Annotated in this window: 13 protein-coding genes; 4 read left to right on the forward strand and 9 right to left on the reverse strand. The window is 36.4% G+C overall.

The genetic code is table 11. From position 1 onward, the window contains the following. Positions 1 to 9: 9 nt before the first annotated feature. A complete protein-coding gene (locus tag G440_RS0111195) occupies positions 10 to 1,245 on the reverse strand; it encodes a M20/M25/M40 family metallo-hydrolase (protein ID WP_026451390.1) in 1,236 nt (411 codons plus the stop codon). A gap of 31 nt (positions 1,246 to 1,276) precedes the next feature. Between G440_RS0111195 and G440_RS0111200 the strand changes: the two genes are divergently transcribed. Further along, entirely contained in the window at positions 1,277 to 2,401 is a 1,125-nt protein-coding gene (locus tag G440_RS0111200; RefSeq protein ID WP_026451391.1) for a TolB family protein, read from the forward strand. Further along, complete coding sequence (locus G440_RS19860; RefSeq protein WP_169718958.1) at positions 2,389 to 3,852, forward strand: MptA/MptB family glycosyltransferase; 1,464 nt, start codon at positions 2,389 to 2,391, stop codon at positions 3,850 to 3,852. The genes G440_RS0111200 and G440_RS19860 overlap by 13 nt, the downstream gene beginning before the upstream one ends. Positions 3,853 to 3,877: 25 nt before the next feature. Here the strand turns inward: G440_RS19860 and G440_RS0111210 are convergent, their stop codons facing one another. The 7 genes from G440_RS0111210 to G440_RS0111240 all read right to left on the reverse strand — a co-directional run bounded on the left by G440_RS0111210 (position 3,878) and on the right by G440_RS0111240 (position 11,003). Further along, the gene (locus G440_RS0111210) at positions 3,878 to 5,416 is read right to left on the reverse strand and encodes a bifunctional GNAT family N-acetyltransferase/carbon-nitrogen hydrolase family protein (protein ID WP_026451392.1); all 1,539 of its coding nucleotides are present in this window, start codon (positions 5,414 to 5,416) and stop codon (positions 3,878 to 3,880) included. 19 nt (positions 5,417 to 5,435) lie between these two features. Beyond that, positions 5,436 to 5,894, reverse strand: a complete 459-nt coding sequence (locus tag G440_RS0111215; protein WP_026451393.1) for an RES family NAD+ phosphorylase — start codon at positions 5,892 to 5,894, stop codon at positions 5,436 to 5,438. After that, complete coding sequence (gene parS, locus G440_RS0111220) at positions 5,894 to 6,403, reverse strand: type II RES/Xre toxin-antitoxin system antitoxin (protein WP_026451394.1); 510 nt, start codon at positions 6,401 to 6,403, stop codon at positions 5,894 to 5,896. Before parS ends, G440_RS0111215 begins: the two co-directional genes overlap by 1 nt. A gap of 46 nt (positions 6,404 to 6,449) precedes the next feature. Beyond that, entirely contained in the window at positions 6,450 to 7,427 is a 978-nt protein-coding gene (locus G440_RS0111225) for a deoxyhypusine synthase family protein (RefSeq protein WP_026451395.1), read from the reverse strand. Beyond that, positions 7,417 to 8,370, reverse strand: a complete 954-nt coding sequence (gene speB / locus G440_RS0111230; RefSeq protein ID WP_026451396.1) for an agmatinase — start codon at positions 8,368 to 8,370, stop codon at positions 7,417 to 7,419. Before speB ends, G440_RS0111225 begins: the two co-directional genes overlap by 11 nt. After that, complete coding sequence (locus G440_RS0111235) at positions 8,360 to 9,757, reverse strand: arginine decarboxylase (RefSeq protein ID WP_026451397.1); 1,398 nt, start codon at positions 9,755 to 9,757, stop codon at positions 8,360 to 8,362. Before G440_RS0111235 ends, speB begins: the two co-directional genes overlap by 11 nt. Before the next feature lie 304 nt (positions 9,758 to 10,061). After that, positions 10,062 to 11,003 (reverse strand): pseudouridine synthase, encoded by a 942-nt coding sequence (locus G440_RS0111240; protein WP_026451398.1) that lies wholly within the window; start codon positions 11,001 to 11,003, stop codon positions 10,062 to 10,064. 212 nt (positions 11,004 to 11,215) lie between these two features. Between G440_RS0111240 and G440_RS0111245 the strand changes: the two genes are divergently transcribed. Beyond that, positions 11,216 to 11,752: a lipocalin family protein gene (locus tag G440_RS0111245; RefSeq protein ID WP_026451399.1), complete on the forward strand. Its 537-nt coding sequence runs from the start codon at positions 11,216 to 11,218 to the stop codon at positions 11,750 to 11,752. Positions 11,753 to 11,894: 142 nt separating this feature from the next. Here the strand turns inward: G440_RS0111245 and folK are convergent, their stop codons facing one another. After that, the gene (folK, locus tag G440_RS0111250) at positions 11,895 to 13,034 is read right to left on the reverse strand and encodes a 2-amino-4-hydroxy-6-hydroxymethyldihydropteridine diphosphokinase (RefSeq protein WP_026451400.1); all 1,140 of its coding nucleotides are present in this window, start codon (positions 13,032 to 13,034) and stop codon (positions 11,895 to 11,897) included. A 139-nt stretch (positions 13,035 to 13,173) separates the two neighbouring features. On the opposite strand from folK, the gene G440_RS0111255 reads away from it, so the two are divergent. After that, positions 13,174 to 15,831: an AsmA family protein gene (locus G440_RS0111255; RefSeq protein ID WP_026451401.1), complete on the forward strand. Its 2,658-nt coding sequence runs from the start codon at positions 13,174 to 13,176 to the stop codon at positions 15,829 to 15,831. The last annotated feature ends 23 nt before the right edge of the window (positions 15,832 to 15,854 follow it).

Below are 15,854 nucleotides of genomic sequence, written 5' to 3' on the forward strand. Positions count from 1 at the left end.
TCAAAAATATTAAAATGTAACCTCAACTTCCTTCAATTCCCCATCTCTTTGAATAGTTACTATTTCAGTTTTCCCCTTTTCAAATTTTGAAAGACTCTCCATGTAGCTCATCATATCAGTTACAGGATACTCACCCATTTTAACAACTACATCTCCTTTTTGAAGGCCTGCTTTTTGGGCAGGTCTATCTTCACTCACACCATCAATCCGCATTCCTTTGCCATTGAAAAGATAATCGGGTACAACACCCAGGGTAACTTTAAAATCAGGAACCACTTCACTTTCATTTTTTGTTTTTCTGAAAGGAAGCTTTTTCTGACTATCCAAATCTTTAATTATGCTGAAAATATAATTTGAAACCATTTCCATCCCTTCAAAATTCACTTTTTCAGTATCGTCACTTGGTTTATGGTAATCTTCATGCTGTCCGGTAAAAAAATGAAGCACCGGAATATCAGCTAGGTAAAATGAAGTATGATCGCTTGGCCCAACTCCACTTTCGTTTTCAATAATGTTTAAATCCCCAGCATTAGCATTGACTGTTTGCTTAAATATAGGCGAAGTTCCCAAGCCATAAACCGCCAAAGTATTTTCAGCGTTAAGTCTTCCCACCATATCCATATTGATCATATATGTCAACTTTTTAGTATCGATAGTTGGGTTTTTTACGAAGTAATTGGAACCCAACAATCCCTCTTCCTCTCCAGAAAAAGCGATAAAAAGATAATTATTATTTCTCGGCGATCCATCTTTTCGCAAGGAATCAGCCAGATGAAGCATCATTGCCACTCCACTCGCATTGTCATCCGCTCCATTGTGAATTGCTGGCCCTTCCCGATATAGCGAACCTTCGCCACCCATTCCCAAATGGTCGTAGTGCGCGCCGATAACCACGGTATTTTCGGCCTTATTATCTAAATAAGCAATTAGGTTTTCCGCAGTTTCGGTGCTATCGCTTTTCTCTGAAGTGAATTCGGCTTCTCGATGTGGGTTTTTACTTGCTTTAAATGTAAATTTTTGAAAGTAACCATCGGTTCCTTTCGGTTGAAGTCCAATGCTTTTAAATCTTTCTGCTATATAGGAAGCTGCTTTTTTCTCATAGACTGAACCTGTTTTTCTACCTTTTAAACTGTCGTTAGCCAAAACAGAAACGTCGTCTTTCATACTTATACTTACAACTTGCACTTTTGTTTCCTTGCAGGAAAGAACAAGCATTGCTAGAAATATCAATAAAATTGCACGCATATCATTACTTTTACGTAAAAATACATTAAAAATGAAAATCTTATATGCGATAATCATGGTTTCCTTTTTTGTAGGCTGTAAAAACGAAGTGAACTCCTCGACTTCGCTCGGAGACCTAACTGAAAAAACTTCAGCTTTAGTTCTTGATCCTGAAACAAACGATACTTTAATTTATCCAGAAGAAAAACACTTTAAAAATATTCGCCAAGTAACTTTTGGCGGCGATAATGCGGAGGCTTATTGGAGTTTTGACGACAGCCAGCTTGTCTTCCAAAGCAACAACAAAGACTGGAGCGTAAACTGTGACCAGATGTTTTTGATGGATGCTGATGAAACTTTTAGGGATAGCCAACCACCAATGATAAGCACTGGAAAAGGACGCACTACCTGTAGTTATTTTTTGCCGGACGGAGAGCATATTGTTTATGGAAGCACACATCTTAAAGACGAAAACTGCCCAGAAACACCTTTAAAAAAAGAAGGAAAATACGTGTGGCCTATTTATGAAAGCTATGACATCTTTGTGGCAGATCTTAAAGGAAATATAACTGCGCAACTTACTGATGAACCCGGTTACGACGCCGAAGCCACCGTTTCGCCCAAAGGAGATAAAATTGTTTTCACATCTATGCGAAGTGGTGATCTGGAACTTTACACTATGGATATTGATGGCAAAAACGTGAAACAAATCACGAATGAATTAGGTTATGATGGCGGCGCATTTTTCTCACCTGACGGGAGCAAGCTTATTTTTAGATCCTCCCGTCCAAAAACCGAAGCCGAAATTCAAGAATACAAAGATTTATTATCCCAAGGTTTAGTGCAACCTACAGAAATGGAACTATACATCTGCAATGCCGATGGCAGCGAACTTAGACAATTGACGCATCTGGGCAATGCCAATTGGGCGCCATTCTTTCATCCTTCCGGAGAAAAAATATTGTTTTCAAGTAATTTTGAAGCAGAAAGAGGATTTCCATTCAACCTTTATTTAATTGATCTCGATGGAAAGAACCTTGAACGCGTAACGCACGGCCGAACCTTTGATGCCTTTCCAGTATTCTCAAACGATGGAAAACATCTGGCTTTTTCAAGCAACAGAAATAATGGTGGCGGACACGACACCAATTTGTTTATTGCAGAATGGCAAGATTAATAATTCCTGGGAAGGCAGGAATCTTTCAAATTAAGCTGTTGAATTTCATTAAGCTATATAAAATCCCCTTACTTTTTGCGATAACTTCTATCGCATTCTACCTCAGCTTTGCATACGATTTGGAGCGAAGTGATTTCGCAAAGTTGATATCACTCTTCGGCGCACTTTTCATCATAGCTTATCTCTGCATTCAAAATTTCAAACTCAATTTCTGGTTTCTAGCCAGTTTAGGAATTGTCTTTCGATTACTTTTCATTCTAGCTATTCCAAATCTTTCACAAGATTTTTATCGTTTTCTATGGGATGGACGCTTGGTAGCCCAAGGAATAAGTCCGTATCTCTTTACTCCAGACTTATACTTTAAGGAGTTATCAACTTCACTCGGAATAATAATTCCGCAGGCGAATGAACTATATCAAGGTATGGGTTCGCTAAATGCAAGCCATTTTAGCAATTATCCACCTGTAAATCAGTTCTTCTTTGCCATTGCTGCGTTTTTTGGAGGGAAAAGTATTTTAGGTTCAGTGATTATACTTCACACAATAATGATTCTTGCAGATATTGGAATTCTTTACTTCGGAAAGAAAATATTAAAACAGCTAAACCTTCCAATTAGAAACATCTTCTGGTATTTTCTGAATCCTTTTATCATCATAGAACTTACTGGAAATCTCCATTTTGAAAGCGTCATGCTTTTTTTCTTTATTTGGGCGCTGTATTTACTATTTAAAGGAAAATGGTTATGGGCTGCAGTTTTATTTGGTGTATCGGTTTCGGTAAAATTGCTTCCGTTGTTGTTTTTACCGTTGTTTTTTAAATATTTCACAAATAAAAACAAGACTTTACAGGTTTTAGAAACCTATGAGATGTCTAAAAAAAAAATACTAGGATTCTATTTTATTACGGGAGCAACTATAATAATTACTTTTGTACCCTTTTTTTCTTCGGAATTTATTCAGAATTTTTCATCGACCATTGCACTATGGTTTCAGGATTTCGAATTTAATGCAAGTATTTATTATGTAATTAGATGGATCGGGTTTCAGGTAGTCGGATGGAATTTGATTAAAACAGTTGGCAAGATTCTACCTATTTTGGTTCTGTTCTTTGTTCTGGGAATCGCTTTCATCAGAAAAAATAAAACACAACAACAGTTAATAACTGCAATGCTTATTGCGGTTTTCTTTTACTTCCTTTTGTCAACTACAGTTCACCCTTGGTATATAGCCACGCCACTTTTGCTTTCGGTATTTACAAAATATAAGTTTCCAATCGTTTGGAGTTTTATGGTAATACTAAGTTATTCAGCCTATGGAAAAGATGGGTTTGATGAAAACCTTTGGTTGGTGGCTTTGGAGTATATTGTGGTGATCGGATTTGCAATTTGGGAATTATATCCCTCTAACTTTTTTCTGAAGGACAAAAAGTTGACTCCCCAAAATGAGGAGTAACAATCAGCTTAAACTTTTTGGAAACCTATTTTTTTACCCGTTCAAGTCTATAAAAATCCTTTCTTCTATCTTTCAAATTCCTAACGGCGCCGAAAGTGTGCAATTCACGAAGTAGGTCAAGATCCACGTCGGCAACCAAAATCATTTCGGTGTTAGGTGTGGCCTCCGCTTTAATTCCATTATTTGGGAAAGAGAAGTCGCAAGGTGTGAATACAGCGCTTTGCGCGTATTGTATGTCCATATTGTGAACTTTTGGAAGGTTTCCTACACTTCCTGCAATGGCAACGTAACATTCGTTTTCAACGGCTCTAGCTTGAGCACATAATCGAACTCTAGAATATCCATTTTGTGTGTCTGTAAGGAAAGGAACAAAAAGAATATCCATTCCTTCATCCGAAAGCAATCGGGAAAGTTCAGGAAACTCAACATCATAACAGATAAGAACACCAATTTTTCCACAATCGGTATCAAAGGTTTTCAGAACGTTCCCATTCTGCATTCCCCAAACACGTTCCTCATCAGGGGTAACATGTATTTTTTCGAAACGTTCTACACTTCCATCGCGACGACATAAATAACCTACGTTGTATAGTTTCCCACGCACAATTTCAGGCATACTTCCCGTAATAATATTAATGTTATAGGAAATGGAAAGTTGCGACATCCGTTCTGTAATTTCCTTCGTGTGTTGGGCCAATTCACGAATTGCATCAGGTTCGCTCATATGGTTGTATGCCGCCATCAACGGAGCATTGAAGAATTCTGGAAACATTGCAAAATCACAACGATAACCGGCAACACTATCAATAAAATATTCTGCTTGGTGCATTAAATCTTCCATGCTGGCATAACTTCGCATCTGCCATTGGATTAAACCAAGACGAACCACACTTTTAATAGCGGAAGGTTTCGGTTTTTTCTCAGGTTTGGTATAATAAATATTATCCCATTCCATCAAAACAGCAAATTCCCCCGAAGCTTTATCTCCTTCCAGATATCCCTTCAACACGCGTACAGGGTGAAAATCATTAGAAACTTGAAAGTTTAGCACGGGATCATCAATTTGCTTACGCTTCACCTTTTCAATGTATTGCTTAGGAGAAAGTTTTTCGGCATGTAAATGATAATTTGGCATTCTTCCCCCAAAAACGATACTCTTCAAGTTTAAATTTTCACAAAGTTCTTTTCTGTAATCGTACAATCTTCTTCCAAGACGAAGGCCTCGAAAATCTGGACGAATAAAGACGTCTATTCCATAAAGCACATCGCCTTCAGGATCATGGATTTTGAAAGTTGGATCATCCGTAACATTTTTATAGGTATGCTTTTCTCCCAACTCATCAAAATCGACTATAATAGAAAGCGCACAACCAGCAATTTCTCCGTCGGCCATAATTAGTACTTGGCCTTCAGGAAAAATATCAATGAGATTTCCAATCTCGTTCATTTTCCAATAGCTATTTGGCATTCCGCCATAAGACTGAATTGTTGCCTTTTTTAAAGCCTCATAGTCTTTTAAATTCAAGAATTTAAGCTCAATATTTTCAATTTTCTTTGGTTCCATATAGTTTGGAGTTCAGTTTCTATTTAAAAATTCGTTCGTCAAAAGGAAAGTCGGTAACTTCAATAATCTTAATACTCTTAATATCCTTGTGGTTGGGGTTCAGCAGATAATTGAAATCTCCCTTTACCACTGCAGAAGGCACTTTGAAAACGCAATATTTTTTTGAATGAATAAAACCATCCCCAATAATTTGTGTGTTAGATCGAGGTAGGTTGACATTCCAGCCTGTATCCAAATATTTAAGATCCAAAACCTGAATGTTAATAGTTTCAGGAATCTCTATTTCAATCATCATATAATCATCAGGTAACATTGCGAGGCTTAAATGCACGATTACTTCAGCCATTGCCAAGGCTCTACTCTCGGCAGTATAAAGCATCTCTATTCCTTTAGAATTCCATCGGTTTACAAACTTGGCCGCGCCCTTTCCGCTTAAGTCTTCGGCATATTTCTTTCTGGATAGCCTAAAAACTCTCATTATGCAAAAATACCGTGTTCAATTTTGTTAAGCTCTGCCATTACCATTTCCTTTCCGTAAGAATCTTTGACAAGGTCTCCAGGTTTCAAGCCATTTAAAGCATAAGAAGGTGTGTTTAACCATCTGTAGAATTTTTCGGAAGAACCAAAAACTTCAATTCCAAAATTGGTTACCTCAGCGAGTTCAATGATTTTTTCGGAATGAATGGGCTTAAAGAAAAAATCTTCATCATCCCGATACCTTTGCAAGGTTTTAGAGGAAAGATCTAAATACTCAGCCCAATCTGCATCAGTAAACGGAGTAAACAGCTTTATTTGATTGAAAATTTTATAAGGAAGCCCTTTTCTAATTGCTTGAACTATCAGCATTTTATCAAGAAAGAAATCTGCAAAAGAAATCTTTCTTGATATATTACCAATGTTCTTTACGTACACACTTAAAGGTTCATTTACTTCATTAATTGCAATATGTTGTTCATCATAACTCATAACAAGTATATTTGTCTTCAAAGTTAAGACATTTGTCTTTATCAAAAAAACATTTTAACGCAATTTTCTACATATCAAGTAAATAGGCGAAAATCAATGGCGCTACAATAGTTGCATCACTCTCGATTATAAACTTTGGAGTATCTATATCTAATTTACCCCAAGTTATTTTTTCATTAGGAACCGCTCCAGAATAACTACCAAAACTAGTGGTTGAATCACTGATTTGACAGAAATAGCTCCAGAAAGGTGTGTCGGGACGCTCCATATCTTGATAAAGCATTGGCACTACACAAATTGGGAAATCTCCAGAAATTCCACCACCGATTTGGAAAAATCCAATTCCATTTTGGGAATTATCTGTGTACCAATCTGCAAGGAAAGTCATATACTCAATGCCGCTTTTCATCGTAGAGGCTTTCAATTCTCCTTTTAAAACATAACTAGCAAAAATATTTCCCATAGTGCTGTCTTCCCATCCTGGACAAATAATAGGCAGGTTTTTTTCGGCAGCTGCATACATCCAAGAATCCTTTAGATCTATTTCGTAATGTTCTTCCATTACTCCGCTTAAAAGGAGTTTGTACATATATTCGTGTGGAAGATAGCGCTCGCCTGCAGCTTCAGCTTCCTTCCATATTTTCACGATGTGCTTTTGAATTCTTCTAAAGGCTTCTTCTTCTGGAATACACGTATCCGTAACTCGGTTCAAACCTTTCTCAAGCAAATCCCATTCATCTTGTGGCGTTAAATCACGATAATGAGGAATGCGTTTGTAATGGCTATGTGCTACAAGATTCATAATATCTTCCTCAAGATTTGCACCGGTACAAGAGATAATTTGTACTTTATCTTGACGGATCATTTCGGCAAAAATCTTACCCAATTCTGCAGTACTCATAGCACCACCCAAGGATACGAGCATCTTTGAACCTTTTGCAAGTTGCGCTTCGTAGCCTTTAGCAGCATCTACCAATGCAGCTGAATTGAAGTGTAAATAATATTTTTCAATAAATTGGGAGATCGCTCCTTTGTTAGTACTCATCTTCGTCTGTATTAAATTTTGAATTTGGTTTTTTGCCTGTCTCGGGTGAAGCCGAGAGATTAAAATTATTTTCGTATTCGGCTCCTTCTTCTGTGCCAGCGAATTTATAGGTCAACATTTTATAATATAGTTTTGCCGCAACAAAGTCTGAGGCTTTTTCATCTTCATTTGGACAAAGCTCTACTATATCAAAGCCCACAACGTTTCTTTCTGCAAAAACCTCTTTTAAGAAATCAAGCGTTTCATACCAAAACAATCCACCTGGTTCAGGAGTTCCTGTAGAAGGAAGAATTGATGGATCAAAAGCATCAAGGTCGAAAGTAATAAATACGTTTTCACCTAAAGCTTCAATTACTTTATCTATCCAATATTCGTCTTTCGCCATATCGTGAGCAAAAAATACTTTTTCCTCATCCATCACCCGCGTTTCAGCAATATCCATGCTTCTAATACCAACTTGAACTAAATTCGTGGTTTGACTGGCTTCATAAACAGCACAAGCGTGATTGCATTTTGTTCCTTCATATTCTTTTCGCAGATCCGCGTGTGCGTCTATATGAAGCACCGTAAGATTGTCAAAACACTCGTTGAATGCGCGAATGGAACCAATAGAAATACTGTGCTCTCCGCCAAATAAGGTGACAAATTTATTGCGTTTTATGTAATCTTTGGTGGTTTTGTGCACTTCATCGACCATTGCTTCTGGCGAAGAGTTTTCCGTAACTGCATCTGCTAGATACACGCCTTGTTTATAAACCTCAGTCTGCGTTTCAATGTCGTATAGCTCCATGTTTTCCGAAGCGTCTAAAAAAGCCTCTGGACCTTTGTCTGCACCTTTTTGCCAAGTGCTGGTTCCATCATAAGGAACTGGGATCAATACAATTTTTGATGTTTCCAGGGCCGCATATTTCTGCGGGATGCCTGCGTACGTTTTAGTGCTCATAACCTAGAATATTTAGCAATTGCTCGCTTGTTTGTTGTTCTGAAAAAAGTTTGGTTGTAATATTATTGTTTTCGTCTCTATCTATTAAAATATGTTTTGGCTGTGGAATCAAACAGTGTTGAAGGCCACCAAAACCACCAATACTCTCTTGATATGCTCCAGTATTAAAGAAACCAATATACAAAGGCTTTTCCTTTCTAAATTTTGGCAGATAAATGGCTGCCATATTCTGTTCAGAGTTGTAATAATCATCGCTATCGCAGGTCAGCCCGCCTAAAAGCACACGTTCATATTCATCATTCCAACGATTTATTGGTAACATAATAAACTTCTTACTAATGGCCCAAGTGTCGGGCAGAGTGGTAATAAAAGAAGAATTTATCATATTCCACTTTTCCCTATCGTTTTGTTGTTTCTGATAGAGGATTTCATAGATAGCACCACCGCTTTCTCCAACGGTAAAACTTCCGAATTCAGTAAAAATATTTGGTACAGGAACATCTGCCTCGGCACAAGTAATACTTATCTGGTTAAGAATTTCATCAACCATATATTGATAATCATACTCAAAGTGCATAGAGTTTTTAATAGGAAACCCACCTCCAATATTTAGGCTATCCAACGAAGGACAGACTTTTTTAAGACGAACATAAACCTTTAAACACTTTACCAATTCATTCCAATAATATGCGGTATCACGGATTCCGGTATTGATAAAGAAGTGAAGCATCTTAATATCCACTTTATCATTATTTTTAATTTGATCTTCGTAAAAAGGGATTATGTTTTTATATCCAATTCCCAATCGAGAAGTGTAAAACTCAAATTTCGGTTCTTCTTCGGAAGCAATCCGGATTCCTACATTAAAATGATTTTCGATACTATCTGAAAGCAAATCGATTTCTTCGTAATTATCAATAATAGGAATACAATTCTCATGCCCGTTATTGATTAGTCGCGCAATATTTTCGATGTATTGCTCCCGCTTAAAACCATTGCAAATAACATAAGTTTTATCTGTAATTTTCCCTGTTAGCTTAAGGTTTTCAACGATATCAATATCAAAAGCAGATGATGTTTCAATATGAATATCATTCTTTAAAGCCTCATCTAAAACATGTTTGAAATGCGAACTTTTAGTACAATAACAATAATTGTAAGTTCCCTTGTATCCATTTTTTTTAATAGCTTCAGCAAACCATTTTTTAGCCAAATTGATGTTTTCAGAAATCTTTGGAAGATATGTGAATTTTAATGGCGCACCATATTTCTCTACTAGTTCCATAGTATCTACTCCATGAAACTCAAGGCCCTTCTCACCTAAGCGAAATTCCTCCTGTGGGAAATAATAGGTTTGATTAATTAAATCTATGTATTTGGTGTTCATTCTTATATTTTCGTTGAAAGTGTAAATTAAAAATCTCTGTCGATAATTCCCCGATAAATACGGGGTATAACAAAAAATTAACTTGAAGATTAAATATGAATAGGCAATTCATTTAATATGAAACTTTTGCCTTGAACCTGCTGAATCGCAGTAATTGGAAGTAAAAATGTGTTGTTCATTTAAAGCTTATGTTCTTGAAAATTTCAAAAACCAACCATTTTAAAAATATGAGTCATTACTATTTATTATACAAATGAACGAAAAAAAATCAATATTTTATGTATCGATTCTATTTTCATTAAGCTTAAAGCATACTAAACATGCTCAGTTCCTTTTCAGTGAGCGTTCTCCAGCGGCCACGAGGTAAATCCTTCTTGGTCAGTGGCCCTAGTGTAACGCAGTCTACACGCATAACATCATAGCCTAAATCTTCAAAAATAGTTCTGATCACGCTATTTCCCGTATGTTTTATCTTTAGACCTACTTCACTTTTTGGCGCATTATCTACGTAACTTATTTCCTCTACAGCTATTTCTTTACCCTCGATTGTAATGCCTTCCTTGATTTTTTTAAGATGTTCTGCTTTTAGATTCTTGTCCAATTCTATATGAAAAAGTCTTGGAATCCCTTTTTTACTGAATTTCTGAACGAATTCATCATCATTTGTAAAAAGCAAAAGACCTGTCGCATTTCTACCTAAACGGCCAAATGGCTTAATCTTGGCAGTAGTGGCATTGGCAACCAAATCCATAACGGTCATTCCCTTTGCGTTACTATCTGTGGTAGCAAACCCCTTTGGTTTATTCAACAAAACATAGGTGTTGGGTTCTGGATTTAAACGGCGACCGTCAAAACGAACATCATCGCTGAGCTGAACTTTATAGCCCATTTCATTAATGATTTTTCCGTTAACGCTTACCAAACCAGTAGCTATAAAAGTATCAGCCTCGCGCCTTGAGCACACGCCGCTATTGGATATGTATTTATTCAGGCGAATTCCGTCAGCCGGATTGCTCTTCTTTACAACTTTAGCAGGCACATCCCTACGGCCAATTTCCTTTCCAGTTTTGTCAAATTTCAACTTGGGTTTTGCTGTTGGCTCTTTTGGGTCTTGTGGCCTTCCTGCTTTCTTTGGTGAAGTTTCAGATTTTAAAGGAGCATTTCCTCGTGCACTACTTCGGTTGCGCTGGTTGTTTCCACCACGACCTGAAGCTTTCCCCCTACTTTGATTGTCTTGTCTGCTCATAATTAAATTTTTGCAAATATAAGAAATGTACCCATAGTATTCGATATGTGAATTGGCTAATGTGAAAATAGAATTAGAGGGTTAAAAAATGAACCTCTCAAACTAAATATTAACACAACTAACTAAGACATCTGCTCTCAATCAGCCAATTACTTCAATATATTTTTTATAGTTTTGGCCGCTCAACTAAATTAATTTTAAATTTTATTACGATGAAAATTATTAAATTTCTTTTACTAGGTTTATTTATTATCGGGCAAGTTTCCTGTTCCAGCGACGACGACGGAGGCGAATCACTTGACCTTGTTGGCAACTGGAGTATCCAAGAGGGGTTTATTGAGCCTGGCTCTGTTGTTTTAGATATTGGAGGAATGGATGTTACTGTAGAATACTCAGGAAGCTTTGTAAATATAGACGAGGACAACAGAATTATTCTTAAAGACGACAATACTTTTTCTTCTATCACCGGAAACATTTCATTGGAAATGGAAATGGTCGTTATGGGAATACCGCAAACCCAATCTGTTGAAATGTCCGATGTATTTGGTGAGGGCACTTGGGAAGTTAATGGTAGTGATTTTATTGTTCACAATGCAAACGGAACAGATGTTACCTATCATATTGACAGCCTTAATGGAGATAATTTAGAATTGAGTGCTAATGTTAAAGACATGGCGCTTGACAGTGGATCAAACCCAATGTTAGAAAGCATGGACATCATCGTTAAGATGAAACTCAAACGCGTTTAGTTTCTAAAATCAATTACTAAAATACAGCGGGAATTATCTCGCTGTATTTTTTTATAAAAGTTTAAATCATCAAGAAACCCCTGAAAATGTCTAGGATTTCGAAAATTAAATGAAGAAGATAGGCTTCAGAACCTACCTTAGCTTAGCTTCCCAAAATTTCCTTTAATACCCTTAGATAATCGGCTCTATTCTTTATAAAATCCATTTCTGAAACATCAATAATCTTCATATTTTCAGAATGTTGATTTTTAATAAATTCCAAATAACCCGTGTTTAACTTTTGTAGATAGCTAGCTTGAATACTTTGCTCATATTTACGGCCACGTTTTTTTATATTTTCTAATAACCGATCCGTATTCTGGTATAAATAAATATACAAATCAGGCTTTGGCACTTCTTTGTGCATTACCTGAAAAAGTTTTTTATAAAGCGCGAATTCTTCTTCTGGCAACGTGATACCGGCAAAAATCAAGGATTTATTTACATCATAATCTGCAATAACCGATTCTTTAAAAAGATCGAATTGCGTAATGTCATCCACCAATTGCTGATAACGATCTGCTAAAAAAGACATTTCCAATGGGAAAGCATAACGCGCGGCATCTTCATAAAATTTTGGAAGAAATGGATTGTCTTTAAATCGCTCCAAAATGAGTTTTGCATTAAAATCATTTGCAATCTTCGTAACTAAACTGGTTTTACCTGCACCAATATTTCCTTCAATCGCAATATAGTTGAATTGCGAAATAGTATAATCCTTCATGGGGTTACTTAACCATTTAGATTGCTTGTGAAGTACGCTTTGATCATTAGTTTCGGCGAGTAACTCTAAAATATTTTTCTTGGACAGCGGATGTATTAATTCCGAATTCAAATCTAATAAAGGCTGCAAAACAAATTTCCGTTTTTCCATTTCAGGATGCGGAACGGTGAGTTTTTCTGACGCTATAATCAAATTATCAATAAATATAATGTCAATATCTATTGGACGGGAAGTGTAGTTTTTTGAATTATTCCGCTTCCTACCTAACTTCTTCTCTATCTCCAAAATAATCTTTAATGTTTTTGAAGGCTTTAGATCCGTTTGAAGCCAAACAGCACAATTCAAGAATGGATCTCCTTGAAAACCCACTGCTGGAGTTTCATAGAGTGCAGAAATCTTTAAAATACTTCCAACTTCCTCAAATAGGAGGTTAATCGCATTCTGAAGGTTTTCAAAGCGATTCCCCATATTGCTGCCAAGAGAAAAATATACGTTATAATGCGGTTGAAGCGGATCCAATTGTTAACATTTAAGACGAAATTAAGGAAAAGAAGAAGACTTCCAAGTAAATTTGCCCGCTGATATAAATTTTACCCAAAACCAGTTTTTAAGAAATTGTTTTTAAGGGAATTATAAAAATTAAATTTTTAAATTGTTTATGAAAAAAGCACTTAAAATTGTTGGAATCATCCTTGGAATTATCATTCTGTTGCTAATTGCATCTCCTTTTCTTTTCAAGGGTAGTCTCGAAAAAATGCTTAAGCGTACCATCAACGAAAATCTAAACGCCACCGTTACTTGGGAGGACTTGGATTTGAGTCTTTTTAGCAGTTTTCCAGATGCCTCACTTAGGTTGAATAATTTTAGTGTTATAAACAAAGCTCCATTTGAAGGGGATACACTGGCCAGCGGAAAAAACTTAAAGCTGGATATGGGTATTATGCAACTTTTTAAGTCTGAAGATATTAAAATTGATGCGGTAAAATTAAACGGAGCCTATATCAATATTAAGATCGATTCTCTAGAAAACGCCAATTATGATATCGCAATTAAAAAAGATGCGCCTGCAATTACTGAAGGAGAAGATTCTAATGGCGGATTTACATTTGAATTGAAAAAATACGAAATCGAAAATTCACGTATCAATTATTCAGATGAAGCAGCAAAAATCTATTTATCGCTAACAGAAGTGCAACATCAAGGAAGTGGCGATCTTTCAGAAGAAATAAGCAATCTGGATACGCATACAGAAGCGCTTGCTTCTTTTAAAATGGATGGAAGCGAGTATTTAACAAAAAACCGAATTTCCCTAGATGCCATTTTTAAAATCGATTTAAAGAACCAGAAATATACTTTTCTAGAAAACGAAGCAAAAATAAACGAACTTCCTTTAACTTTTGATGGCTTTGTAAAGTTGAACGAAGACAACAACGAAGTTGACATAACTTTTAAAACACCATCTTCCGACTTTAAAAACTTCCTCGCGGTTATTCCTGAAGCTTATGTGAAACAAATAAGCGATGTAAAAACCACAGGAAATTTCACCGTAAACGGAATGCTAAAAGGAATTGTGGACAGCACCCATATACCTATGATGGATATAAAAGTGGCGAGTGATAACGCCTCATTTAAATATCCAGATTTACCAAAAACCGTTGATAATATTACGATTGACGCGCAGCTAAAAAATGAAACGGGACTTCTAAAAGATACTTATTTAAATATTCCAAAACTAACGTTTACTATAGACGGTGAACCCTTCCGGATGAACGCGAGCATTAAAAACATGACCGAAAACCCATTTGTGGACATGGAAATGCAAGGCACGTTGAACCTGGCGAACATTGAAAAAGTATTGCCGGTTGAAATGGACCAAAACCTCAGCGGAATTTTTAAAGCAGATATTACCGCCAAGTTCGATATGGATTCTGTTGAAAAAGAACAATATCAAAAAATAGACGCTCGAGGAACAGCTAGCTTGACCAACTTTAATTATGATGCTGGCTTTAAAAATGATTTAAAAATTTCCGACGCAAGTTTAGCACTACAACCTGGAGTTTTCACATTAAAGCAATTGAACGCCACAACTGGGGAAACAGATATTAAAGCTTCAGGAAACATCAAAAATCTAATTCCTTTTTTGATGAGTAAACAACAGTTAAAAGGAAGGTTTGATGTAAAGTCAAATACATTTAATGTAAACGACTTTATGGCTACAGAAACCACTACATCGGAAACAGATGCCGATAAAAAAGGGAAAGCTTCACAAAAAACGGCAACTTCTGAAGCAATTAAAATTCCTGATTTCCTGGATGCAACCTTAGATTTTAATGCAAATAAGATTATTTATGACAATATCGAATTAAAAAATGCCAAAGGAATAGCAAAAATCGAAAATGAAACCATTAGTATCAGCAATTTTACTTCTGATGTTTTTGGAGGAAAAATCGCGCTTTCGGGAAATGTTTCAACTAAAAACGAAACCCCCACTTTTGCCATGAATTTGGATTTAAGCAAAATTGATATTGAAGAATCGTTCAAGGAACTAGACATGTTTCAGTTTTTGGTGCCAATTGCCAAAGCATTGCAAGGAAGCCTAAATACCAAATTCGAGTTTAATGGACAATTGACAAATGATCTTTCTCCAAAAATGTCTAGTCTTGCTGGAACGGCTATAGCGCAAATAATTACCGCGGAAGTCGATCGAAAACAAGCGCCTTTGCTATCGGCTCTTGGCGATAAAGTTGCGTTCTTGAATTTGGATAAATTAAGTCTGCGAGATGTGACTACCAATTTCGCTTTTAATAATGGAAAGATTGAAGTAAAACCTTTTAATTTTGATATTAAGGGAATTGATGTCGCGGTTTCTGGAACACACGGTTTAGATAAATCGATAGACTATAACTTAACCATGGATGTACCTGCAAAATATTTGGGTAGTGACGTTACGAAATTACTTCAAAAATTAGACCCTAAGGAAGTTGATGAAATGAGCGTTGCCTTACCAATTGGACTAAAAGGAACTTTTACGAACCCAAAAATTTCATTAAATACCGAAACGGCTATCAACGAGCTTACGAAAGAAATTTTGGCAAAGCAAAAGGATAAACTAATAAACCAAGGAACCGATATTTTAGGTGGCTTGCTCGGTGGAGGAACAAAAAAAGATTCTACCAAAACAAACACGAATAATCAACAGCAGGACTCGACAAAACAGCAAACCACGCAACAACAAAATACTCAGAAAATAAAGGACGTACTAGGTGGTCTTTTGGGCGGTAAGAAAAAGAAAACTGATTCTATAAAAGCCCCCTAGCCCCTTCCTCCGGCAGGCAAGCC

Origin of the sequence: Aequorivita capsosiphonis DSM 23843, assembly GCF_000429125.1 — a bacterium.
In the GTDB taxonomy this organism is placed as follows: domain Bacteria; phylum Bacteroidota; class Bacteroidia; order Flavobacteriales; family Flavobacteriaceae; genus Aequorivita; species Aequorivita capsosiphonis.